We start from the raw sequence: 22,696 nt of genomic DNA, 5'->3' as shown, positions 1-22,696 counted from the left end.
GTCAGTATGCGGCTACGGCAGCTCCGGGGGCCGCAGGCCGTAGCGGCCCTCCTCGGTCCGCACGATCCAGTCGGGCTCGCCGAGCTTCGCCCGCAGCAGCGCCATCGGGTACCTCAGCTCGTGGGGGTGAAGCGTCGCGTCGTAGACCTTCCACAGGATCGTGTCCGGCGCGTGCACGCCCTCGCCCAGCGCGATCAGGCCGCGCAGCAGCTTGACGTCCGAGCGGTGGAGCCGGACCTCACGGCCGTCCACGGTGACGACCTGGGTGTCCAGGTCGATGACGAGGCGCCCGTCGAAGGCGGTCAGCGAGCCCTGCGGCTCCAGGACCACGCCGAGGTGCTCGCGGATCCAGTCCGCCCCGGCCTGTTCGTCCACCGGCCGGGCGCCCGCCGCGTTCTCCTGCTCCACGCCCGGCAGCCTAACCGGCGGCGCCCCGCGCCGACCAGGCCGCGCTCCAACCGGCCAGCTCGGCCGGGCGGTTGGTGATGATCCCGTCCACGCCCGCCGCCGCGAGCACCTGCCAGCGGGCGGGCCGGTCGACCGTCCAGACGTTCACCGCCACCCCGGCGGCGTGCAGCTCCCCGACCACGCCGGGGCGGGCGGACAGCGCGTCGTCCGCGAGGTTGTAGGCGGACAGGCCGAGGTCGCGGGCGGTGGCGACCGGGTCGGCGTCCAGGGTGGAGCGGAGCAGGCCGAGCGGCAGCTCGGGGGCCAGCTCGCGGGTGTGGCGCAGGGCGTCCACCTCGAAGCTCTGGACGAGGACCCGGTCGGCCATGCCGTGGTCGCGCACCTCCTGGACGATCCGGGCGACCTCGTCGCGGCTGTGCGGGCCCTTGATCTCCAGCAGCAGCCTGCCGCCGCGGCTGCGCAGGTCCTCCAGTTGGGCGGCCAGGGTCGGCAGCCGGGTGCCCGCGTAGGCGGGGGCGAACCAGGAGCCGGCGTCCAGCGCGTCGAGCTGGGCGGCGGTCAGCTCGCGGATCCGGCCGGTGCCGTCGGTGGTGCGGTCCACCGTGTCGTCGTGCAGCACGTACGGGACGCCGTCCCTGCTGGGCTGGACGTCGTCCTCGATCCACTCGGCGCCGGCCCGCCGGGCCACCTCGTCGGAGACCAGGGTGTTCTCGGGCGCGGCGGAGGAGGCGCCGCGGTGCGCGTACACGGTCGGCGGCGCACCGGCCGGGCGCAGCCGGGCAGCGGACGGTCGTGCCGGTGTCCCGGTGAGCGCGACGGCGCCGAGGGCGGCCCCGAGCAGCGCGGCGACGAGGACGGCCCGTCGGGTGTAGGGGTGCCGGGGGTGCCGTTGGGGTGTCATGTCCCGCACGCTACGGTCGGCGGGACGCGCCCTCGCCGCCGACACCGGTGTGCCCGGCCGACATGACGACGGACGGCGGAACGCCCGGCCACCCCTCCCCCAACGCGGCCCCCGCCCCCATCCTCATGGACATGTTCGAATCACTGGCGGTCAGGCCGGTTCAGTAGCGATCATGACCGGCATGACGTCCGACGGCACCGCCACCACCGCAGCCGCCACCCCCGCCACCACCGCGGCCGCCGCCGGCACCTGGAAGCTCGGCGACCGCACCGTCCACCGGATCGGCTTCGGCACGATGCGCCTGCCGCAGACCGGCCCGGCACTCGTCCCGCACGCCGTCCCGCGCGACCGTGAGCAGGCGCTGCGGGTGCTGCGCCGCGCGGTCGAGCTGGGCGTCAACCACCTCGACACGGCGGCCTTCTACTTCTCCCCGCTGCGCTCCGCCAACGAGCTGATCAACCGGGCGCTCGCGCCGTACGCCGACGACCTGGTGATCGCCACCAAGGTCGGCCCCGGCCGCGGCATCGACGGCGAGTGGGTCGAGCACGCCCGCACCCCCGCGCGGCTGCGCGCCCAGGTCGAGCAGAACCTGCGCCAGCTCGGCCGCGACCACCTCGACCTGGTGAACCTGCGCATCCTCGGCACCGACTCGGTCGCCGAACGCTTCGGCGCGCTGGCCGAGTTGCGCGAGGCCGGGCTGATCCGGCAGCTGGGCCTGTCCAACGTCCACCCGCACCAGCTCGCCGAGGCTCAGGCCATCGCGCCGGTGGTCTGCGTGCAGAACCCGTACGGCATCGGCGCCACGCCGGAGCAGGACGAGCTGCTGCGGATCTGCGGGGAGCAGGGCATCGCCTTCGTCCCCTTCTACGCGATCGCCGGGGCCGGACGGCAGGACGGCGCCGGGGAGGCCGAGCCCGCCCAGGTCCGGGCGGTGGCCGAGGCACGCGGGGCGAGCACCGCCCAGGTCCGGCTGGCCTGGACGCTGCACCGCGGCCCGCACGTGCTGGCCATCCCGGGCACCGGCGACGTGGCGCACCTGGAGGAGAACGTCGCCGCCGGGGCGCTGCGGCTGTCGGCGGAGGAGCTGGCGCTGCTGGACGAGGCCCACACGGGCCGGGCCCACACGGACGCGGCCCCCACGGGCTGAGCCGGAACCGGGCGCGGCCCCCGGTGTGTCACTCGGGACGACATGATCTTCGTCCCTCCCGAGGAGTCCCACGGCATGACCGACACCGCCACCCGCTACCTCTACCTGGCCCGCCACGGCGAGGCCGAGTCCCACGGCGACGACAGCGGACTCACCGCCGCCGGGCGCCGGCAGGCCGCGCTGCTGGGCCGGCGGCTGGCCGGCCGCCCGGTCTCGGCGCTGCACCACGGCCCGCTGCCCCGGGCGGCCGAGACCGCGCGGCTGGTCGCGGAGCAGCTGACCGGCGTGCGGCCGGAACCCTGCGAGGAGGCCGGGGACTTCGTTCCGTACGTGCCCGCGCGGGACGAACTGCCCGCCGACGGCGCGCGGTTCCTGCTGGACTTCCTCGGGGGCACCACGGCGGCGGAGCGGGAGGAGGGCGCGGCGCTGGCGCGGCGGGCCGTCGAACGGTTCACCGGGCCGGTGCCGGGCCGCGAGGAGCGGCACGAACTGGTCGTCACCCACGCCTTCCTGGTCGGCTGGCTGGTCCGGCACGCCCTGGACGCCCCGGCCTGGCGGTGGCTCGGCGTCAACGCCGCCAACGCGGCGCTGACCGTCCTGCGCTACACGCCCGGACGGCCGCCCGCCGTTCTGCTGCTGAACGACCAGGGCCACCTGCCGGAGGAGCTGCACTGGACCGGCTACCCGCCCCAGTACCGTTTCTGACGATCGGTCAATCATCGCTCAAGGGAGGCTCGAAGGCCCGTCGACAGGAATATGCAGACCGGTCTACTATCGCCGCATGGGAGTCAAGGGTGAGGAGACCCGGGCCCGGCTGATCGCCGGCACCAGGGAACTGATCGAGGCGCAGGGCTACTTCGGGACGGGACTCAACCGGATCGTCGCCGCCACCGGCGCCCCGCGCGGCTCGCTCTACTTCCACTTCCCCGGCGGCAAGGACCAGTTGGTGGCCGCCGCGCTCACCCAGGCCGGCCAGGAGGTCGAGGCGCTGCTCGCCTCCCTGGCCGGTGAGGGCGCCGGCACCGTCACCCTCGCCGGGCGGCTGATCGACGCCTTCGCCGAACGACTGGAGCGCTCCCGGTACACCAGCGGCTGCCCGATCGCCACCGTCGCCCTGGAGGTGGCCGGCACCAACGAGGCGCTGCGGGCGCTCTGCGCCGAGCTGTACGCGGGCTGGCAGCGGATCCTGGCCGACCGGCTGGAGGACGAGGGCTTCGGCCCGGCGCAGGCCCGGGTCGCCGCCGGGCAGACCCTCGCCCTGGTGGAGGGCGCCGTCCTGCTCGCCTCCGTCCGGCGCGGCCCCGAACCGCTGGACCACGCCCGGCAGGCCGTCCGGCGGCTGCTCGGCGCTACGCAGGACCACGCAAGCGCCACCTGAACCCGAACACCGGACGGGCGGCGGGCCGACCGGATCCGAAGGGAACGCCGACCCGCGGAGCGCGGCCTCAGCGGCCGGCCGGGTCCCGGTAGACGAGGTCCCCGTCCTGCCGGGCGGCGAGCTCCGTGATCAGGCCGTGGTCGGGCGACAGCGCGCACGCGGGATCGGTCCGCCCCGGGTCGCCGGTGAGGGCGAAGGCCTGGCAGCGGCAGCCGCCGAAGTCGACCTCCCGGAGGGCGCAGGAGGCACAGGGCTCGGGCAGCCAGTCGGTGCCGCGGTAGGCCCGGAAGGCCGACGACTCGGACCAGATCCAGGCGAGGGCGTGGTCGCGGACGTTCGGCAGGTCCAGTGGGAGGTCGTAGGCGGCGGGGCAGGGCAGGACCCGGCCGTCGGGGGCGACGGTCAGGGAGACCGCGCCCCAGCCGCCCATGCAGGGCTTGGCGACGCCGTCGAAGTAGTCGGGGACGACCCAGACGAGTTCGACGCCGGTCCGCCGCCGTCGGCGCTCGACCGCCTCCCGGGCGCGGTCCAGCTGGTCCCGGGTGGGCATGAGGGCGGCCCGGTTGGCCAGCCCCCAGCCGTAGAACTGCGTGTTGGCGAGTTCGACGCGCACCGCGCCCCAGGCGATGCCGAGGTCCACGATCGCGTCGATGTCGTCGAGGTTCAGGCGGTGCAGGACGACGTTGAGGCCCAGCGGCAGTCCGGCCTCGCGGACCAGCGCGGCGGCCCGCTCCTTCGCCGCGAACGACCGCCGTCCGGCGATCAGCTCGGAGGAGGCGGCGTCGGCGCCCTGGACGGAGAGCTGGACGCTGGGCAGCCCGGCCGCGGTCAGCGCGGCCAGCCGCTCCCGGGTCAGGCCGAGTCCGCTGGTGACGAGCTGGGCGTAGATCCCGGCGCGGTCGGCCCCCGCGACGATCTCGGTCAGGTCGCGCCGCAACAGCGGTTCGCCGCCCGACAGGTGGACGTGCGCGACCCCGAGTTCACCGGCCTGCGTCAGCACGTCCAGCCACTGATCTGTCGTCAGTTCCGCTTCACGGGAGGTGAGTTCGATCGGGTTGGAGCAGTACGGGCAGCGCAGGGGGCAGCCGTGGGTGAGTTCGGCCAGCATGGCCCAGGGCGGGTTCACCGCAGCCATCCCCGCTCCTTCAGGTCGTCGAGGAAGACCACGACGTCGTCGGCCCCCTCGGCCGGGAACTCGGTGGTGATCTCCGGTACGGTCCGGGTGCCGTCGCACAGTCCGACGATCGCGGCCGCCTCGGCACTGAGGACGACGATGCGCTCCGGGACGACCAGCAGCGTGCTGTTCCGCACCGGGCAGTGGCGCAGCCGCGCGTACCCGCTCAGGGCCGGTCGCCAGGTCACGCCGGGGCCCGTTCGACGGCGTCGAGGAGGGTCCACAGCAGCTCGCACTTGTAGGAGAGCGCCGCGATGGCGGCCTCCTGCTCGGCCCGGGTGCGCGCCCAGGACAGCACCAGGGACAGCGCCTCGTCGCTGTCCCGGCGGCCCTGACCGACGCGGGTCCTGAAGTAGGCGAGGCCCACGGGCTCGATCCAGGTGTAGTGGCGCTCGAAGGCGGCGATCCGGGTGGCCATCAGGTCCGGCGCGAACAGTTCGGTCAACGAGGCGGCCACGGCCTCCAGGGGCGTGCCGTGACGGCAGAGGTTGACGTAGCCGTCGACGGCGAGCCGCACTCCGGGCAGCACCCCGCGGCCCGAGAGCAGGTCGGCACGATCGAGCCCGGCCGCCTCGCCGAGCCGCAGCCAGCGCTCGATGCCGCCTTCGTCGCCGTCGCCGCCGTCGTGGTCGGTGATCCGGCGGATCCACAGCCGGCGCAGGGCGGGGTCCTCCAGCTTGGCGAGGATCAGCGCGTCCTTGACCGGGATGTGCCGCTGGTAGTGGAACCGGTTGAGGATCCAGGTGCGCAGCTCCTCCGGCAGCAGGAGCCCCTGGTGCATCCTCAGGTTGAAGGGGTGCCGGTGGTGGTAGCGGCGCTCGGGCACGGCCCTGAGCTCGCTCTCGAAGGTCGTCACCATGTGAGGACCGCTCCTTCCGCGGCCACCCCGAGGCCCCGGTCCGCCAGCTCCGCGTGGAGGGGGGAGTCCGGGTCGACGAGCGGGTTGGTGTTGTTCAGATGGGTGTAGAGGCACCGGGCGGACAGGGCGGCGAGCCGGTCTCGGGTGGCGAGCACGGGCAGGTGGCCCATCCCGGTGGCGGACTTCGTGGAGAACCCGGCGGTGCGCGGCTCCTCGTCGTCCCAGAAGGTGCCGTCGACCAGGACCAGGTCGGCGTCCTCGCCGAACCCGTCGGTCCAGACGCCGGTCGACGGCGCGTAGAGCAGTCCGCCCACCCGCAGGGCGCTCACCCAGTCCCCGTCGCAGGCGTCCCGGGCGTAGCGGGGGCGCTTGCCGGAGAGCGGTTCGAGCGCGACGCCGTCGAAGTCCCGCCAGCGCAGGCGGGTGTAGGGCGCGAGGACCTCGCCGAGGCCGAGCCCCTTGTGCACGGCGTCCCGGACCGCGTCGGTCGCCATGACCTCCAGTTCGTCGGCCTCGCGCAGCCGCGCCAGGCCGAGCGTGTGGTCGAGTTCGGCGTCCGTGAGGATCACGCCCGACAGCCGGGTGCGCCGGCCCTCGGGGCGCAGCCAGGGGCAGCGCTCGATCTGTTCGGCGATGTCCGGTGTGGCGTTCACGAGGTACACCCGGCCGGGCTCGGTCTCCACGGCGACGGACGCGTGCAGCCGCCGGCGCGACGGAACCGCGCGTGCCCCGGCACAGCCGGGGCACGCACAGTTCCACTGCGGGACACCGCCGCCGGCTGCCGTACCGAGTACGTGCAGTCGCACAGCGCTTCCTCCCTCTTCGAGTGGTGGTCCTACCGGTGCGGTGCGGTGGCCGCTACCGCTTGGCGAGGTAGTACGCCGAGACCTCCAGAGACGCCTCCACCACCTGGTAGCTCGGCTTGCGCCAACGGGCGCCTTCCGTCGGGGTGTTCGGCCGGTCGGTGGTGCGCTCCCGGGACTGCCGGGCACGCCTGGGCTGTTCCTCGTGACGGGTCATGACTGTCTCACCTCCGTGTCGGGGCTTCACTGCGTCGTGGTGTGGTCGTAGGGGACGGCGAGGATCGCGCCCGGATTCGCCAGGTGGGTGGTCGGGGTACCGCCGTCACCGCGGACCATGTGCTGGCCTTCGCTGTCGGTGGCGATGTACAGCGTCTTGCCGTCCGGGCTGAGGGCGACGTCGCGGTAGCGGTTGACGGTCCGGAAGAGCTCCTCGTACTTCTTGCCGTCCTTGGAGAGCCGGAAGACGGTGCCGTTCTTCAACGAGGTGACGAGGACGTCGTCCCCGTACACCTTGAGGCTGCCGGGCGCCATGGTCGGCCAGCACATGTAGGCGGAGGCGGCGTCGGGGCAGACCGGCGTGGTGCCGAAGTTGTGCCCGCTCTCGACGGTCGTCCCGTACGTGCTGAGCGGGGAGACCATGTCCTTGGTGAAGTCCGTCTCCTTCGTCGTCGGCACCTCGGCCGGCGGCGTGTTCGGGTCCGGGTTGTAGGTGAGCTTCTCGCAACCGCCCTTGGCCTGCGACCAGTTGGAGTAGACGTACGCCTTGTCGTCCTTCCACCCGGCGACGTTGGGCCAGCCGTAGTTGCCGCCCTTCGTGATGAGGTTGAACTCGTCGTCGGTGAGCGGGCCGTTCTCGGCCGTGTAGAGGTCCTTGCCGCCGAAGTCCATGCCGTCCGGGTTGCGCATGCCGTAGGCGTAGATGTGGCTGCGGGCGCCGTTCAGCTCGGGGTTGTCGTCGGGGACGGAGCCGTCCGGGTTGATGCGGAGCACCTTGCCCTGGTACAGCGACCAGTCCGACGCGGCGACCTGGGCGGCGGTCGGCAGGTCCTGCGCGTGGTTCGGCAGACAGTAGTCGGCCATGTAGTTGTGGCCCTGGTCGCCGATCGAGTAGTAGAGCTTGCCGTCCTGTCCGTACCGGATCCGGGCCGACTGGTGCTGGTTGTGCCCCGGCAGCCCCGTCAGAATGGGCTGTTCGTCGGAGAGCACGCCGTCCTTCGCGGTGTAGCGGACGATCTTCGTGGCCGAGTCGTTGCCGTTCTTGTAGGTGTAGGCGAGGTAGAGGTAGTCGCTGCCCTTGCCCTTGCCGAAGTCCGGGTGCAACGCGAAGCCCAGGACGCCGTCCTGCCCGTCCTGACTGTGGAAGGCCTTTCCCGTGAGGTCGAGGGCGGTGCTCTTGGCGCCGCTCTGCGGGTCGACCCGGGTGATCTTGAGCCCGGACTTCTCGCTGACCCAGAGCCGGCCGTCGGGGGCGTAGGCGAGCTCGAACGGGTCTCCCAGCCCGTCCGTCACCACCTTCACCTGCGTCTGCGGCGCCTGGGCGGCCTGGGACTGGGGTGCCTGGGACTGCACGGGCTCGGCGGTGACGACGGCGGGCTTCTGCGCGGCGGTGCCGCCGGACGCCGCTCCCCCGTTGTCGGAGCACGACGTGATCAGCGCGGCGGCGGGGATCAGGGCCAGTGCGACCGGGAGCTTTCTCATGATGCCTCCCACTCGTCATGACGACGAGTGTCTGGTTTCCGAATGACCGGATTCGGCGATTCCGTACGGGACCGGACCCGCACGGTGCGGGCGCCCGGCGAGCGGGCCATCGCCAACGGTGGGGGGCGCCACCGGCGGCGTACGGCCGCCCGGCGTCCCGATCCTCACCGTAGGTCGGGCCCCCCGGATCCGCACCCCTCGTTGACCCGGTCGCGTGGCCCGGGCGGCGGGGTCCTGCTCGACACCGGCGCGGCGAAACGGCCGCGATGGCGCGGGCCAGGATCACCGCGTGGCGCGGGCGCTTCGCATCCATCCGATCGCACCCCGGTCGTCGCGGCTGCGCCTGCCCCTCCCGTCCACGGCTTCCCCTGGCATCATGGACGGGAGCTGACTCTCCGTCAGCTCCCCATCACAGGAGGCGGGATGGCGTTCCGGTTCCACTTCACCGGCGAGGACCTGGCGCGCACCAGGGTCGCGGGGGCGATGGCGGCGATGGTGGAACTGAACGTGGCGGTGCGCGTCCTGCGGGACCGCAACCACGAGGCGCGGTTCGGGGCCTGGCGGCGGACGGCGCGCGGGCGGCTGGGGCCGCAGGCCCGGATGGTCCTCGACCTGGTGCCGGTGCACGGGGTGTCGCCCGGCTTCCTGAGTCCGCCGGGGGCCCGGAGCGTCGCGGAGCTGCTGGAGGGCGTCGCCGCCACGCCGGCCGGGCGGATCCGCGCGGACCTCGCCGACGCGGCGGCCACCCGTCCGCTACCCGGCTGGGCCCGTACGCTCGGCGAGGACCGTGACCTCATGCGCCGCCTGGTGGAGGCCCTCGGCCACGTCCACGACGTCCTGCTCGCCCCGTACCAGGCGTCCGCCGAGGACGCGTTGGCCGCGGACCGCGCGGTCCGCGGACGCGATCTGCTGCACGGCGGTGTGGAGCGGCTCTTCGAGCGGCTGCTGCCGGGCCGGATCCACTGGGAGGCCCCGGTCCTGCACGTCGAGCTGGCCTCCGGGCTGGACCGGGACATCCACCTCGACGGCCGGGGGCTGCTGCTGGTCCCGTCCGTCTTCGTCACGGGCGCACCCGTCGTGATCTACGACACCGAGCCGCAGCCGATGCTGGTCCATCCCGCCCACCAGCCCACCGGAGCAGGGGTGTTGGCGGCGCCGCACGGGTCGTCACCGGCTCTGGACGCACTGCTGGGCCGCACCCGCGCCGCCGTGCTGCGGACCTTCGCGCAGCGGGAGGGCTGTACGACCGGGGACGTCGCCGCCGCCGTCCGCATCTCCGCGGCGAGCGCCAGCGAGCACACGACGGTGCTGCGGGCGGCCGGGCTGGTCACCACCCTGCGGGACCGCAACACGGCGATCCACACCGCCACCGCGGCCGGACTGACGCTCCTCGCCGCCGCTACGGGCTGAGGCCTGGCCCCGTGCGGGCGGGACCGAGGCTCACGCCCCCGTGCTGGACGGCGAGTTGCGCCGCTGCGGCGCCGCGTCCGGCCGGCCGGTCTCCTCGGCCTCCCGGACGACCACCGCGTCCCCGGCGGCGGCCGCGCTCGCGAAGAAGTCCCGCAGCTCGCGCAGGTCGTGGACGACGAGCGCCGCCCAGGTCTCGGACCAGGGCGTCGGGTACCCGAGGTGCGCGGCCGTGCGGGCGAGCACGCTGTTCTGCTGGCGGACGAGTTCGCCGAGCGCCGAGCCGCGCAGGAAGGCGGAGGCCGCCGCGACCTGTTCGGGGCGCAGCACCGGCATGGCGCCGCCCGGCAGTGCCCCGTCCGGTTCGTGCCGCCCACCGCCGTAGACGGGCAGTCGGGCGGCCGGGTCGGGGTGCAGCCCGTTCTCGGTGAGCGCGAGTTCCATCAGGACGGCGGTGCGCCGCACGCCGAGGGCGAGCCCGGCGGCGGCCAGCCGGTCGTACCGGAGGTCGCGGTCGCGGGGCACGAGTTCGCCGAGTTCCTCCGGCGAGCAGGTGTCCACGGCCTGACCCGGCAGGCGGCGCCAGAAGTGATCCACACTCACCCGCCCAGCGTAACGAAGTCGCGGGGTGCCGATCCCGCGCCGAGCCGTTCAGACCTCGTCAAACCGGGGTTCGGGCCCCGTCAGGCCGCGTTCGGGCCCAGTCGGACCGCGTTCACGCCTCTCCGGCGTGCCAGGCGGGCCATTCCCAGGGGCGGTCGGCCCAGTGGACCCGTTGGGGGTCGCGCGGGTCGAGGTCGGGGAAGAGCTGGTGGACGCGCGGCTCGAACTCCTCCGGTGCGAGCGGCTCCCAGCCGTGGCCCTCGAAGCGGACGAGGCGGTAGCGGCTGTCGGTGCGGAACTCGGCCACCTCGACCAGGGGGGTGGCCGTGCTGTTGGTCTCCATGCCCCCCAGCATGTGGCGCGGTGGCAATCAACGCCCGTCCAGACCCCTCTTCCGGGTCATGTCCCGGCGTCGGCGCGCTCGTTGAGCACGGCAAGGTTCTAGGGGGGCCGCTGGAAGGACGAGCACATGACTGGGCAGCCCACCGGAGGGCAGTGGCAGTGGCCGCAGAACGCTTGGCAGCCGCCGCCGGTTCCGACAGATCCGCTACCGCCGTGGTCCACCGCCACACCGCCGAGGCGCCTGTCGCGCAAGGCCTGGACGGCCGCGATGGTCGGCACGGGCGCCGTGCTGGCGTCCGTCCTGGCGATGTGCGGGCCGGGGTCGGGTGACGAGCTCAGCGTGGCGGCGCTGCCGGACGCCTCGCCCACCGCCTCGGACTCGACGGCGGCGCGGCTGCTGCCGGTCTCCCCGTCGCCGGTCACGCCGGCGCCGTCCCCGCTGCCGCCGCCCACCCCGGGCGCGGCGGTCCCGGTGACCGGGCCGGGCACGGCGCCGGCCGCGTCCGGTGCCGGGGGCAGCGCGACGCCCGACGCCCTGCACGCCTCGGCGAGTGCGCGCCCCAAGCCGGGGCACAGCCCGCACACCAGCACGCCGGCCCGTGGCCCGTCGGGCGCGCCCGCCCCGGCGAGTACCGGGGCGGGCGGCGGCCAGAACACCATCTGCGACCAGGCCGAGCGGGCGGGCCACTGGCCGCCCGGCTCTGACCAGGCCCGGGTCTGCCACAGCCTCTACGGCTGACCCGGCTGGCCCGGCAGCACCGGCTGAATCTGCTGGTCCGGCTGCACCGGCCGGTCCGACGTCGGCCCGGGAGCCGCAGAAGCGGCCGAAGCGCCCGGACCCGCCGGAGCCGCGGACGCCCCCGGGGCGCCCAGCAGCCCCCTGTCCAGCCGCGGCGCCAGCACCCGCGCCAGGGTGTCGGTGATGTGACCGGTGTCCCGGTACAGCACCACGCCCTCCAGCACGGCCGGGCAGGAGGGCCCGGTGCCGGGGCAGAGCAGCGGGCCGAGGTCGAGGGTCCGTACCCCGTACCGGGCGGCGAGCCCGCCGTCCAGTACGGGGTCGGGCTCGAAGGCGGTGTCGCGCGGGAAGAAGCAGGCGTCGGAGCGCCCGTCGGAGGCGGCCAGGCAGGTCGGGATGTCCTTGCCGGGCATCGGGGTGTCGCCGAGGTAGGCGAGCGGGGCGCCGAGCGCGGTGAGTCGGTCCAGGGTGCGGGTCCAGCCCTCGGTGCGCTCCTCCGGGCTGCCGTAGCGGTTGAGGCCCGCCATCAGGACCAGCCGCGGCTTGGGCCCGGAGGCCAGCCGGGTGAGGGTGTTCTCGCGCCAGCGGTCGCACTCCTCGAAGGTCCGGCCGAGCACGTTGTTGCGCACGGTGAGGGTGGCCAGCGGGCAGCCGGGCTTGACCAGGACCTCCAGGGCCCAGTGCCGCTGCTCGGCGAGGGCGAGGCCGGCGGAGATCCACTGCCCGGCGTGCGAGTCGCCGAGCAGCACGATCCGGTCGGGGCTGTCCTCGGCGCCGAAGAGGCAGCGCGGGCTGCTGTCGGCGTTGAGCGGGATCTCGCAGCCCTTGCCGGGCGGGAAGTCCTCCCGGGCCCGGGCCAGCGAGGGCGTCAGGGTGAGCACCCGGGTGCCGGGGGCGAGCAGGCCCGGGCCGTCGGCGGCTCCGGCGGGCGCCGCGACGGGCCCGGAGGAGGGGTCGCCGAGGGCGCGTACGGTGCCGCCGCCGAGGGTGAGCGCGGCGATCAGCGGGATGACCAGGGCGCTGGCGCCGACGGCGAGCCCGCGCCGGGGTGCCGGGCTGCTGCCGTACCGCAGCGGCTGTTCGACCAGCCGCAGGGTGAGCCAGGCGGGCAGCGCGCTGGCGGCGGTGAGCGCGAGCAGGGTGGTCCAGGGCAGGGCACCGTACCGGGCCTGGGCGATGGTCAGCACCGGCCAGTGCCACAGGTACCAGGCGTACGAGAGCCGTCCGGCGGCGCGCAGCGGGCGGGTGGCGAGCAGCCGTCCGGCGTCGGCGGCGCCGGGGCCGTCGTGCCCGGCGGCGTGTCCGGCGAGCAGGACGGCGGCGGTGCCGAGGACGGGCAGCAGCGCGGCGGTGCCGGGGAAGGGGGTGTCGCGGTCGTACAGGACCACCGGTGCGAGCACGGCCGCGAGGCCGAGCCAGCCGACCACCCGCAGCGACCACACCACCGGGCGCCGCTCGGCGCGGGAGAGCAGGGCCGGGCCGGCCAGCGCCGCGCAGGCGCCGGCCGCGAACTCCCAGAGCCGGCTGCCGGTGGAGAAGTAGGCGAGCGGCGCGGAGGTGGCCGTCCAGCGCAGGCAGAGCGCCAGGGAGACGCCGCCGACGGCCACCGTGGCGAGGGTGATCGCGAGGGTGCGGCGGCGCCCGCGCAGGTAGCGGGCGAGGCCGAGCAGCAGCACGCCCCAGAGCAGGTAGAACTGGTTCTCCACGCCCAGCGACCAGAAGTGCTGCAGCGGGCTGGGGTCGTGTTCGGCGGCCAGGTAGTCGGTCTGCTGGCCGACGAAGCGCCAGTTGGCGAACTGCCCGGCGGAGGCGATCAGGTCGCGGGCGAGGTCGGTGCCGCGCAGCGGGTCGAGCAGGGCGCCGCCGGCGACGGCGGTGGCGACCAGCACGGTGGCGGCGGCGGGCAGGATGCGCCGGGCGCGGCGGGCGGCGAAGTCCCACAGGCCGAGCGGGCGGCCGACGAGCAGGCCGGTGATCAGGAAGCCGGAGATGACGAAGAAGACGTCGACGCCGACGAAGCCGCCGGTCAGGCCGGGGACGGCGGAGTGGAAGGCGAGGACGGAGAGCACGGCGACGCCGCGCAGCCCCTCGATGTCGGGGCGGAAGGCGGTGCGCCGGCGGGCCTGCCCGCTCTCGGCGACGGTGGCGCGCTGCGGGGCGGCGAGTTCCCGGTCGACCCGGACGACGCCGGGCAGCAGGTCGACGACTGGGCCGGACGCGGCGGAGGTCGGAACGGAGGGCTGGACGTCAGCGAAAGAGGAGGACGACGACGGTGGTGGTACGGCCGTTGACACGGCGGTGCTCCTTGCAGGGCTGGCAGCGGTTTGTCGGGCCCGCCGGGCCGATGGGGCGGCCGGGCGGTGTCCGCGCCGGTGGGGCGACGCGCAAGGAAACGCAACAGGCAGGTGTTGCAGTGGAAGTGACGGTCCGTCAGAAGATCAGTGGGTCGGCCCAGCCGGAGGCCAACAGCCCGCACAGCAGCAGCGCGGCGGTGACGGCGACGGCCTCGGCCCGTCCGAACCCGAGGTCGGAGCGGCCCGGTGCGGGCGCGGCGACCTCACCGACGGCGGCGCCCTTGCCCCCGTTGGTCCCGTTCAGCAGCGGCCACAGCTCCCGGATCAGCGGGACCATGGTGTAGGTGGTGAGCGCGAGCAGTCCGGCGAGCGCCCAGTACGGCCGCCAGCCGTACAACAGCGCGGCCCGGACCAGCCCGGCGGCGCCCGCGAGGACGACGAGCCCGAGCCAGGCGACCCCGATCCGGGCGACGGCGCGGGCGAGCGTGCTGCCGCCGGAGACGGCGCCGGTGGGCACCCAGTCGGCGGAGCGGCGGCGCAGCGCGTGCGCGATGGCGACCACGTGGCAGAGCCCGCCGAGGAGTTGGACCCGGGTGACCTCGAAGCGCCAGCGGGTGCGGGACATCGCGGGCAGCAGCACCAGGGCGACCCAGATCGGCGGCAGGAACGGCAGCACCTGCCAGGGCTGGATCTCCTCGGGCCGGAAGAACAGCATGATCAGGGCGGGCAGCGGTACGGCGAAGACGTTCACCGCGCTGGTGACGTAGCCGAGGATGCCGTTCCAGAAGCAGAGCCGGGCGGACTTCGGCAGCGGGCCGCGGCGGAAGTCCGGGTCGCGGACGAGCGCCAGGGAGCCGAGGCACCAGCGGTACTGCTGGCTGATGAAGGCGGGCAGGCCGGTGGGCGACATGCCCTTGGCGACCAGCGCGGGGACGTAGCGGGTGGACCATCCGGCGCGGGCGAGGGCGAGGCCGGTGTAGAGGTCCTCGCTGTGGTCGATCTCGGCGAAGCCGCCGATCCGCTGCAGCGCGGCGCGGCGGTACAGGGCGTTGGTGCCGCAGCAGACGGTGCCGTCCTGCGCGTCCCGGGAGGGCTGGATCCAGCGGTAGAAGATCTCCTGGGTCGCTCCCGCGGCGCGTTCGAGCCAGGACATGTCGGCGTCCGTGTCGAAGCACTGCGGGCTCTGCACGATGCCGACCCCGGGGTTGTCGAGGTAGGGCACCAGGTGGTGCAGGAAGTCGGGGCGGGGGCAGAAGTCGGCGTCCAGGACGGCGACGATCTCGCCGGTGCCCTCGGCCAGGCCGTGGTTGAGGTTGCCGGCCTTCTTGAACCGGCCCCGGTCGGGGCGGGCGTGGTAGCGGAAGCCGTAGGACTCGGCGAGTTCGCGCACCTCGGGGCGGCCGGCGTCGTCGAGGACCAGGACGGTCAGCTCACCGGGCCACTGGACGGCCGCGGTGTACCGGTAGGCGTTGTCCAGGACGGCCAGCGGTTCGCCGGCGGTCGGCAGCAGCAGGTCCACGCTCGGGGCGCGGGCGGGGCTCCAGGCGCGCAGCAGCAGGTCGTGCGAGTCGCGGGTGAAGCGCCGGGCGCGCTGGCCGTCGGTGAGCGAGAGCAGCCAGGTGGCCGCGTTGAGCACGGTGAGCACCAGGAAGGGCCAGAGCAGCGGCTTGCTGAGGGCGAACAGGCCGAGCGTGGCGGTGGCTCCCGCGTAGGAGAGGGTGGCGCAGAGCAGCACCCAGCGGCGCTGCGGACCGAAGTACCAGTAGAGCTCCTCGTCGTCGGGCGGGCTGGGCAGCCGGTGGTCGTCGGGGTCCGCGGGTGTCCGGCGCGGACCGGTGTCGGGTGCGGGCATGGCGGTGCCATGGAGAACGGGCATGCGGAAATGGCCCCCCTGGGCAGCGGACGGAACGTGGCCGTTCGCACTCAGCCTCTCACATTGGCCTAGACCAATAATGAACGAGGTATGACATCTCCGCATCGCCCCAGCTCAGCGAGTTGACGGCGGATCACCTGCGGAAACCCGGTCCAGCGGAACTGAACCGAACCCCGAGGGCGGGCCGTTTCCGAGGCCGTCAACCACCGGTACGACTACTGGTACGACCGCCCGGACGACCCGGCCCCGACTCCCACACAGCCGTCAACTTCCGTACACGGACGTCAATTCCCGGCGGACTCCGCCTTCAACTCCTTGACGAGGTGCGCGAACCGGAGGTCCGGCCGCCGCGGGATGCCGAAGCGCTCGTCGCCGTACGGGAACGGGCTGAACTCGCCGGTGCGCCGGAAGCCGCGCCGCTCGTACCAGGCGATCAGCTCGGCGCGCTGCTCGATCACCGTCATCTCCATCGCGCCGACGCCCCACTCCTCGCCCGCCACCCGCTCCGCCTCGGCCAGCACGGCCCGGCCGATGCCGCCGCCCTGGAGGCCCGGACGCACCGAGAACATGCCGAAGTAGGCCAGGCCGCCGCGCCGCTCCAGCTGGCAGCAGGCGACCAGCTCGCCGTCCCGCTCGGCGAGCAGCACCACGCCGTCGGGGTGGCCCACGGCCTCGGCGACGGCCTCCGGGTTGGTGCGCCGGCCGCCCAGCAGGTCCGCCTCGGTGGTCCACCCGGCCCGACTGGAGTCGCCCCGGTAGGCGGACTCGACCAGCGCGACCAGCGCCGGGACGTCGGCGGGCGTGGCGGGCCGGAACACGGGCTCCCCGGCGGGCCGGGCGGAGTCGGTGGCGGTCTCGATCATGGCTGGTCTCTCCTCACGTGCAGGGGGCCGCCCGTGGTGGCCGGCCCGCGGGCATCGTGCCACAGCGCCCCCGCCGCACCCGGCGCCGCCTCCGCTGCCCGCCCCTCTCCCGACCCCTCCGTCGCCCCAGCCGCCGATCCCTCCCCGGGGCCGGCCGCACCGGCAGAACCGGCAACGCCGGTTGCCGGTCATGGCGTTCCGACCGAGGTGACGTGCGTTCACCATGTGAAAAAAGATGCCTGGTGGCGGTGCCAGGTACATGGCTACTCTGCGGTACGGCCGGTCAGACCCCGGCCGAACCGGGTCATTTCGACCTTCCCCACGCTCGGACCAGAGGAGTGCTCATGCCCCGCTCTTCCCGCTCCGCCCGCACCACGGCCACCATCGCGAGCACCGCCGCGGCCGCCAGACCGGCCCGCCGCCGCCTGCCCGCACTGGCCGCCCTCGCCGCCGCGACCGCCCTGGTCGCCGGTGCCGCCGCCCCCGCGTACGCGGCCGACCCCGCCCCGGTCGCCCCCGTCGCCGAGGGCCGTCCCGGCTTCCACCCCGAGCAGGACTTCGCCGGCTCCACCGTCGCCGCCCGCGAGGGGCGAAGCACCGCCGCCCCGTTCGCCTCCCTCGCCGCCACCCAGACCCCGGGGCTGGACGTCTCCGGCTACCAGGGCAACGTCAACTGGTCCTCGGTGGCGGCCAACGGCGCCAAGTTCGCCTACGTCAAGGCGACCGAGGGCACCGGCTACACCAACCCGTCCTTCGCCCAGCAGTACAACGGCTCGTACAACGCCGGCCTGGTCCGCGGCGCCTACCACTTCGCGCTGCCGAACGCCTCCTCCGGCGCCACCCAGGCCAACTACTTCGTCAGCCACGGCGGCGGCTGGTCCGCCGACGGCAAGACCCTGCCGCCCGCGCTGGACATCGAGTACAACCCCTACGGCGCCACCTGCTACGGCCTCAGCCAGAGCGCCATGGTCAGCTGGATCCGCGACTTCAGCAACACCGTGCACTCCCGCACCGGCCGCTACCCCACCATCTACACCACCACCAACTGGTGGAGCCAGTGCACCGGCGACAACGGCGGCTTCGGCACCACCAATCCGCTCTGGATAGCCCGCTACGCCTCCTCCGTCGGCACCCTGCCGAACGGCTGGGGCTACCAGACCTTCTGGCAGTTCGCCGACTCCGGCACCTTCCCCGGTGACCAGAACTACTTCAACGGCGCGGCCGACCGCCTCCGCGCCCTCGCCCTGGGCTGACCCCGCGGAAAGGGCGTCGCCCCCGGCCTGGACCGGGGGCGACGTCCGGGATGTACGGATGTCCGGGCTCAGCCGTCGATGCGGTGCTGGCTCCAGAAGGAGCTCAGGTCCACCGTGGTGGCGGCCTGGGCCGCGGCCTTGAACTCCGCGGTGGTGGAGACGCCGTACCAGTGCGCCTGCGCGTAGTTCCGCAGCAGCGTGGTCATCGCGCTGTCGCCGATCGTCCGGCGCAGGTCGTGCAGGGCGCACTTGCCGTAGCCGTAGACGACCATCGAGTAGCGCGAGGAGTTGGCGTCCCAGTACGCCATCGAGTTGGTGATCCGCTCCGCCGAGGACGCCCAGGAGACGCTGTTCCAGCAGCCGTTGCCGGTCTTGCCGAGGGCGAGGTCGGTGGCGTAGTCGGTGAAGGCCTCGTCCAGCCAGGGGCCGTTGTACTCGTCGTCGCCGACGATGCCGTACCACCACTGGTGGCCGATCTCGTGGGTGAGCGCCGTGGTGCTGACCAGGTCGAGGACGAAGCCCGGGTACTCCATGCCGCCGAACCAGAAGTTGTTGTCGAGCACCGCGTCCAACTCGCCGTATGGGTAGGCGCCGAAGCGCTGGGCGTGGGCGTCGACCGCCGAGGTCGCGGTGGAGAGCATCGACTGGGAGTCGGCCGCGCTGATGCCCGCCACCGAGTAGACGTTGACCTTCACCCCGGCGGCGGAGGTGCCGGAGATCTTCGTGAACGGCCCGGCGCCCCAGGCGAAGTCGCGCACCTTGCTCGCGGTCGCCTTGGTGACGGTCCGTCCGGCCGTGCCGGGGGTGTCCACCGAGGTGCCGGTCGCGGGCACCAGCAGACTGCTCGGGTGGTCCAGGGTGACGGCGAAGTCCGCGGCCACCGAGTAGAAGGACTCGCCGTTGTTGGTGTACGGGTCGAGGTGCCAGCCGGCCGCGTCCCGTATCGCCAGGACGGGCAGGGCGTTGCCGAGGAAGTTGTACGCGCCGTCGTGGCCGAAGCGGTCCGCGCCGCTCGGCACGGTGATGCCGAGGTCGAAGGCGACGGTGCCGCTCTGGCCCTGGGCGAGCGGGGCCGGCAGGGTGATCTTGAGCGCGGTGCAGTTCACCGTGAGCGGTGAGGGCGTGCCGCCGGTCACGTTGGTCACCGTGATCGGGGTGCTGGGGCAGCTGCCGTGGGCGTTGTCCCACAGTCGCAGGTACACCTCGTTCAGCGGGTCGGGCGAGGCGTTGGTGAAGGTCACGCTCTCGTGCCCGGTCCAACTGCCGCCGGAGGAGTCGCTGGTGAGGCCGACGGTGTACGTCGGCGCGACCGGGGTGCGGGTCGGGTCGCCGGGCTGGGGCGACGTGCCGCCGCCGGAGACGTCCAGGGTGACGTCGTCCAGCACGAAGCTGGTCTGCAGGCTGGCGTCCTCGACGCCGGTGAAGGCGAGCGTCACGGACTGGCCGGCGAAGGCGGAGACGTCGAGCGTCTTGTGCACGTACCCGGCCTTCGCGTCCAGGTTGGAGTAGGTGGCCAGGGTGGTGGAGCCGAGCTTGACGGTCAGCTTGTCGTACGCGGTGCTGCCGGTCGTCTCGGCGGTGTCGACGTGCAGCCAGAACCCGAGCGTCGCGGTGCCGCACCCGGCGGGGAGGGTGACGGACTGCGAGAGCGTGTCGGTGTGGCTGGAGCCGTAGCCGTCGAGCCAGGCGTAGGAGCTGCCGGAGTGGGCGCTCTGGCCGGTGTCGGCGGTGATCGCGCCGCTCGGCGCCGACCAGGACGAACCACCGGACTCGAAACCGCCGTTGGCCACCACCTGGGCGGGTGTGCAGTCCGCGGCGCTCGCCACATTGGGGGTGGCGAGCGCCGCGAGGCCGGTCGCCGCGAACAGGGCGGCGCCGGTCAGGGCAGGCAGGAGTCTTCTCATCGGAGCCTCTCGTGGGGAGCGGGCCGGGAGCAGCAGCGTGACAGCAAACCCGCACCTTTGAAAGGCTCATGACATGAGACGCATACGCCTCACCCCACCCGACGGAAGCCCTACCGCAGCACCGGGAGCACCGCCTCGGCGCTACGGCCGGTCGCCGCCTCGATGAAGGCCACCGGATCGGCCACCTCCGCCAGCAGGGCGCGGGTGAAGTGCAGCGCCCCCTCGGCGGGCGGCGGGCCGCCGACGGCCGCGATCAGGTCGAGCAGGTGGACGGTCGCCTCCATCAGCGCCACCTCGCCGAGCGCGCCGACCGTCACGCTGCCGAGCAGCGGGTGCGCCACCGTGGCCCCCGGCGGCAGGTCCGCGAGGCCGGCCAGCGCCGCCGGGCCCTCGACACCGAACCGGGCGATCAGCACGGCGGGTTCGGCCACCTCGGCGGTCCGCTTCGCCGCCTCGGCGACCTGCCCGGCGGCGGTGTGGGCGATGCCGCCCGGCCGGTTGTAGGCCCGCAGGATGCCGGCCCCGTCGGCCACCTCGGCCGGCGTGTCCAGGACGGCCGCGCGCAGCCCGGTGAACATCTCCGGCACCGGCGCCACGTGCGCGAACAGCTCCCGTACGGTCCACCCGGGCAGCCGGGTGGGCCGGTCCCAGTCCTCGGCGGCCAGGGCCGCGCCCCGCTCCGCCCAGGAGGACCAGGCCTCCGCCAACAGCACGCGCACGGGATCGTTCTGACTGTTCATCGGCTCTCCTCGGGACGGTGATCACGGGATCGCCCCACGCTATCCCGGGCCCGCGGAAAGCCGTTTGCCACCCCCGCCCCGGGCCGTCACCATCGACCCATGACCGTCTCCGCCACCCGCCCGCTGCCCGTACCCGCCGCCACCCGCCCGGCCCCGGTCCAGCAGCAGCCCGGCCGCCCCCGGAGGCCCGACGCCCCCCGCGCATGAGGGCCGCGCTGGCCGCGGGGCTGCTCGCCGGGCTCGGCGTGGCCGTCCCGGTGGGGGCCGTCGGGGCCTACCTGGTGTCGCTCACCGCACGCACCTCGCTGCGCACCGGCGCCTGCGCCGCCCTCGGCGTGGCCACCGCGGACGGGCTGTACGCCCTGCTCGCGGCGGCCGGCGGCACCGGCCTCGCACCGCTGCTCGAACCGGTCGCCCGGCCGCTGCGGATCACCTCCGCCCTGGTGCTGCTCGCCCTGGCCGCCCGGACGGCCGCCACCGCGCTGCGCGGCCGCTCCGGCCCCGCCGCCGGAGCGCGGCCGTCGCCGCCCACCCCCGCCCGGGCCTTCCTCACCCTGCTGGGCATCACCCTGCTGAACCCGCTCACCGTGCTCTACTTCGCCGCCCTGGTGCTCGGCGGCGGCAGCCAGGACGGCGTCCCCGCCCGGGCGGCCTTCACCCTCGGCGCCTTCGCCGCCTCCGCCTGCTGGCAACTGCTGCTGGCCTCCGGCGGCGCCCTGCTCGGCCGGGCCCTCACCGGCCCGCGCGGCCGGCTGCTGACCGCCCTCGGCTCCGCCGCCCTGGTCGCCTCGCTCGCCGTCCGGCTGCTGCTCGACTGAGGCCGGCGCCGGGCGTGGTGACCGGCGCCGCCGGGTCGGACGCGCTCAGCGACCGGGCGCCGGAAGGAGGTTGGCGAGCGGGTGCGGAGTGGCGTCACACACCGCGACCGTCCCCGCCACCCCGGTCGCCGCCCCCACCGCCCCTCCCCCGGTCATCTGACCAGCGGGATCGGCAGCACCGCCGCCGCGCGGCCGCGCGCCCGTTTACGTCCTATTCCTCCCTTGTATCCTGGTTCTGTATCCGCTGAGTGACATCCGCCGAAGACCCAGCCCGGCAGCGGGCCCCGCGCCCAAGCCGAGCCGACCGCCCGACGACGCCGCCACCGACCCGGAGGAGTGCGGAGATGGCCGAGCAGGACGCCCCCGAGAGGCGGGGCCGACTGAGCCGCCCGCTGGTACTGGGCGCCGCCGTGGCCCTGGTCGACCGCGAGGGCCTGGCCGCGCTCACCATGCGCAGGCTGGCCGCCGATCTCGGCGTGGAGTCGATGGCCCTGTACCGCTACACCCCGGGCAAGGAGGCGCTGATCGACGGCCTGGTCGAGGCCTACTTCGACGAGATCAACGCCCGCTTGCGGGCCGGCGCCGCCCGCGGCCCGCACGAGGACGGCTGGCGCGCCGAACTGCGCCGGATCGCCCGGGCGTTCGCCGCCACCGCGCACGCCCACCCCGAGATCCTGCCGCTGGTCGCGACCCGCCCGCTGGCCGTCCCGGTGGCCCGCCGCCCGGCCTCGGTGCTGGAGCTCACCGAGCACATCCTGGCCGTGCTCGGCCGGGCCGGCTTCGACGACGCCGGCGCGCTGACCGTCTACCGCACCTTCGTCGCCTGGAACCTCGGCTGCCTGCTGGTGGACAAGCGCCAGGTGGTCGACAACCCGAACGAGCCGGACCCGGCCCTGCGGCTCGGCCTGCACCGGCTGCCCGCCACCGACTACCCCAGACTGCGCGCCCTGGTGCCCCGGTTCTCCGACTTCGACGACGAGGCCGAGATGCTGAGCGGCCTGGACAGCCTGCTCGACGGGATGCCCGAGCCGCCCCTTGACGGCTTCTACGGCGGCGACGCATCCTGAGGATACGAGGTACACGTCGGACATATCCGCTTGAATCCGGCACCGCTGAGCCGGCCGTGGGCCGCGCTCCCCCGGCGCCCGAGAAGAGGTCGCCATGTCCGCCGTTCCCACCCGACCGCCCCGACCCGACATCCTGCGACTCCGCGTCACCGCCAGGGACCCGGAGGTCCTGCGCGCCCTGCTGCGCGAGGCCCGCCCCGACACCGGTGGCCGCCCGCACGTCGAACCGGACGGCAGCGTCGGCATCGACGTCTACGCCCCGGAGGACCGGATCGCCGCCCTCGAACGCGAGGGCGTCACCGTCACCCGGATCGGCAACGCCAGCGAGGCCGGCCGCGCCGCCCAGGCCGAGGTCGGCACCGGCGACCGGTTCGCCGCCGCCGACGCCGTCCCGCACGGCCTCGCCGCCAAGCCCGCCGGCTGAC

General features: G+C 74.4%; 24 protein-coding genes. 9 read left to right on the top strand and 15 right to left on the bottom strand.

Annotated elements, in window-relative coordinates:
- Positions 1–12 precede the first annotated feature (12 nt).
- Together ACLWS4_RS12450 and ACLWS4_RS12445 are read right to left on the bottom strand one after the other, a co-directional pair.
- Positions 13–408, bottom strand: coding sequence for a hypothetical protein (locus ACLWS4_RS12450; RefSeq protein WP_416874125.1), 396 nt, complete (start codon positions 406–408; stop codon positions 13–15).
- 10 nt (positions 409–418) lie between these two features.
- A complete protein-coding gene (locus ACLWS4_RS12445) occupies positions 419–1,309 on the bottom strand; it encodes a glycerophosphodiester phosphodiesterase (RefSeq protein ID WP_416874124.1) in 891 nt (296 codons plus the stop codon).
- Positions 1,310–1,490: 181 nt separating this feature from the next.
- On the opposite strand from ACLWS4_RS12445, the gene ACLWS4_RS12440 reads away from it, so the two are divergent.
- From ACLWS4_RS12440 to ACLWS4_RS12430, 3 genes are all read left to right on the top strand, one after another.
- On the top strand, positions 1,491–2,456 hold the full coding sequence (locus tag ACLWS4_RS12440; protein WP_416874139.1) for an oxidoreductase: 966 nt from the start codon (positions 1,491–1,493) through the stop codon (positions 2,454–2,456).
- Between the two features lie 75 nt (positions 2,457–2,531).
- Positions 2,532–3,161 carry a histidine phosphatase family protein gene (locus ACLWS4_RS12435; RefSeq protein ID WP_416874123.1) on the top strand — a complete coding sequence of 210 codons (630 nt, stop codon included), beginning with the start codon at positions 2,532–2,534 and terminating at the stop codon, positions 3,159–3,161.
- 76 nt (positions 3,162–3,237) lie between these two features.
- Positions 3,238–3,834: a TetR/AcrR family transcriptional regulator gene (locus tag ACLWS4_RS12430; RefSeq protein WP_416874122.1), complete on the top strand. Its 597-nt coding sequence runs from the start codon at positions 3,238–3,240 to the stop codon at positions 3,832–3,834.
- A gap of 67 nt (positions 3,835–3,901) precedes the next feature.
- Here ACLWS4_RS12430 and pqqE read toward each other — a convergent pair whose 3' ends face one another.
- Genes pqqE through ACLWS4_RS12400 form a run of 6 tightly spaced genes read right to left on the bottom strand, consistent with a single transcriptional unit; the run spans position 3,902 to position 8,368 of the window.
- Positions 3,902–4,969: a pyrroloquinoline quinone biosynthesis protein PqqE gene (gene pqqE / locus ACLWS4_RS12425; protein WP_416874121.1), complete on the bottom strand. Its 1,068-nt coding sequence runs from the start codon at positions 4,967–4,969 to the stop codon at positions 3,902–3,904.
- On the bottom strand, positions 4,957–5,196 hold the full coding sequence (gene pqqD, locus ACLWS4_RS12420) for a pyrroloquinoline quinone biosynthesis peptide chaperone PqqD (RefSeq protein ID WP_049654686.1): 240 nt from the start codon (positions 5,194–5,196) through the stop codon (positions 4,957–4,959). The genes pqqE and pqqD overlap by 13 nt, the downstream gene beginning before the upstream one ends.
- Positions 5,193–5,867, bottom strand: a complete 675-nt coding sequence (gene pqqC, locus ACLWS4_RS12415) for a pyrroloquinoline-quinone synthase PqqC (protein ID WP_049654684.1) — start codon at positions 5,865–5,867, stop codon at positions 5,193–5,195. Before pqqC ends, pqqD begins: the two co-directional genes overlap by 4 nt.
- The gene (gene pqqB / locus ACLWS4_RS12410) at positions 5,861–6,673 is read right to left on the bottom strand and encodes a pyrroloquinoline quinone biosynthesis protein PqqB (protein WP_416874120.1); all 813 of its coding nucleotides are present in this window, start codon (positions 6,671–6,673) and stop codon (positions 5,861–5,863) included. The genes pqqC and pqqB overlap by 7 nt, the downstream gene beginning before the upstream one ends.
- A 52-nt stretch (positions 6,674–6,725) precedes the next feature.
- Entirely contained in the window at positions 6,726–6,887 is a 162-nt protein-coding gene (locus ACLWS4_RS12405) for a pyrroloquinoline quinone precursor peptide PqqA (protein WP_107418802.1), read from the bottom strand.
- A gap of 26 nt (positions 6,888–6,913) precedes the next feature.
- Complete coding sequence (locus ACLWS4_RS12400) at positions 6,914–8,368, bottom strand: glucose/sorbosone family PQQ-dependent dehydrogenase (RefSeq protein ID WP_416874119.1); 1,455 nt, start codon at positions 8,366–8,368, stop codon at positions 6,914–6,916.
- Between the two features lie 423 nt (positions 8,369–8,791).
- Between ACLWS4_RS12400 and ACLWS4_RS12395 the strand changes: the two genes are divergently transcribed.
- A complete protein-coding gene (locus ACLWS4_RS12395) occupies positions 8,792–9,778 on the top strand; it encodes a winged helix-turn-helix domain-containing protein (RefSeq protein ID WP_416874118.1) in 987 nt (328 codons plus the stop codon).
- 30 nt (positions 9,779–9,808) lie between these two features.
- Here the strand turns inward: ACLWS4_RS12395 and ACLWS4_RS12390 are convergent, their stop codons facing one another.
- A complete protein-coding gene (locus tag ACLWS4_RS12390; protein ID WP_387967621.1) occupies positions 9,809–10,378 on the bottom strand; it encodes a hypothetical protein in 570 nt (189 codons plus the stop codon).
- A gap of 112 nt (positions 10,379–10,490) precedes the next feature.
- Positions 10,491–10,721 carry a hypothetical protein gene (locus ACLWS4_RS12385; RefSeq protein WP_049654693.1) on the bottom strand — a complete coding sequence of 77 codons (231 nt, stop codon included), beginning with the start codon at positions 10,719–10,721 and terminating at the stop codon, positions 10,491–10,493.
- Between the two features lie 126 nt (positions 10,722–10,847).
- Here ACLWS4_RS12385 and ACLWS4_RS12380 point away from each other — a divergent pair, with 126 nt between their 5' ends.
- A complete protein-coding gene (locus ACLWS4_RS12380) occupies positions 10,848–11,459 on the top strand; it encodes a hypothetical protein (protein ID WP_416874117.1) in 612 nt (203 codons plus the stop codon).
- Here the strand turns inward: ACLWS4_RS12380 and ACLWS4_RS12375 are convergent.
- From ACLWS4_RS12375 to ACLWS4_RS12365, 3 genes are all read right to left on the bottom strand, one after another.
- Positions 11,450–13,753 carry an acyltransferase family protein gene (locus tag ACLWS4_RS12375; protein WP_416874116.1) on the bottom strand — a complete coding sequence of 768 codons (2,304 nt, stop codon included), beginning with the start codon at positions 13,751–13,753 and terminating at the stop codon, positions 11,450–11,452. The genes ACLWS4_RS12380 and ACLWS4_RS12375 overlap by 10 nt on opposite strands.
- A 136-nt stretch (positions 13,754–13,889) precedes the next feature.
- Entirely contained in the window at positions 13,890–15,629 is a 1,740-nt protein-coding gene (locus ACLWS4_RS12370) for a glycosyltransferase family 2 protein (RefSeq protein WP_380776727.1), read from the bottom strand.
- 281 nt (positions 15,630–15,910) lie between these two features.
- Positions 15,911–16,489, bottom strand: a complete 579-nt coding sequence (locus ACLWS4_RS12365) for a GNAT family N-acetyltransferase (protein ID WP_049657166.1) — start codon at positions 16,487–16,489, stop codon at positions 15,911–15,913.
- Positions 16,490–16,833: 344 nt separating this feature from the next.
- On the opposite strand from ACLWS4_RS12365, the gene ACLWS4_RS12360 reads away from it, so the two are divergent.
- Entirely contained in the window at positions 16,834–17,742 is a 909-nt protein-coding gene (locus ACLWS4_RS12360) for a lysozyme (RefSeq protein ID WP_416874115.1), read from the top strand.
- A gap of 68 nt (positions 17,743–17,810) precedes the next feature.
- Here the strand turns inward: ACLWS4_RS12360 and ACLWS4_RS12355 are convergent, their stop codons facing one another.
- Positions 17,811–19,646 carry a M1 family aminopeptidase gene (locus ACLWS4_RS12355; protein WP_416874114.1) on the bottom strand — a complete coding sequence of 612 codons (1,836 nt, stop codon included), beginning with the start codon at positions 19,644–19,646 and terminating at the stop codon, positions 17,811–17,813.
- A 110-nt stretch (positions 19,647–19,756) separates the two neighbouring features.
- On the bottom strand, positions 19,757–20,386 hold the full coding sequence (locus tag ACLWS4_RS12350) for a maleylpyruvate isomerase N-terminal domain-containing protein (protein WP_416874113.1): 630 nt from the start codon (positions 20,384–20,386) through the stop codon (positions 19,757–19,759).
- 203 nt (positions 20,387–20,589) lie between these two features.
- Here ACLWS4_RS12350 and ACLWS4_RS12345 point away from each other — a divergent pair, with 203 nt between their 5' ends.
- From ACLWS4_RS12345 to ACLWS4_RS12335, 3 genes are all read left to right on the top strand, one after another.
- Positions 20,590–21,204, top strand: coding sequence for a LysE family transporter (locus ACLWS4_RS12345; RefSeq protein WP_416874112.1), 615 nt, complete (start codon positions 20,590–20,592; stop codon positions 21,202–21,204).
- A gap of 344 nt (positions 21,205–21,548) precedes the next feature.
- Positions 21,549–22,271, top strand: a complete 723-nt coding sequence (locus tag ACLWS4_RS12340) for a TetR/AcrR family transcriptional regulator (protein ID WP_380782494.1) — start codon at positions 21,549–21,551, stop codon at positions 22,269–22,271.
- Between the two features lie 94 nt (positions 22,272–22,365).
- On the top strand, positions 22,366–22,695 hold the full coding sequence (locus tag ACLWS4_RS12335) for a hypothetical protein (protein ID WP_049658719.1): 330 nt from the start codon (positions 22,366–22,368) through the stop codon (positions 22,693–22,695).
- Position 22,696 lies beyond the last annotated feature (1 nt).

The sequence above is a fragment of the Kitasatospora sp. SC0581 genome (assembly GCF_048159585.1).
In the GTDB taxonomy this organism is placed as follows: Bacteria; Actinomycetota; Actinomycetes; order Streptomycetales; family Streptomycetaceae; genus Kitasatospora.
Note: the sequence above shows the minus strand (reverse complement) of the source record. Positions and strands in the feature narration are given on the sequence as shown.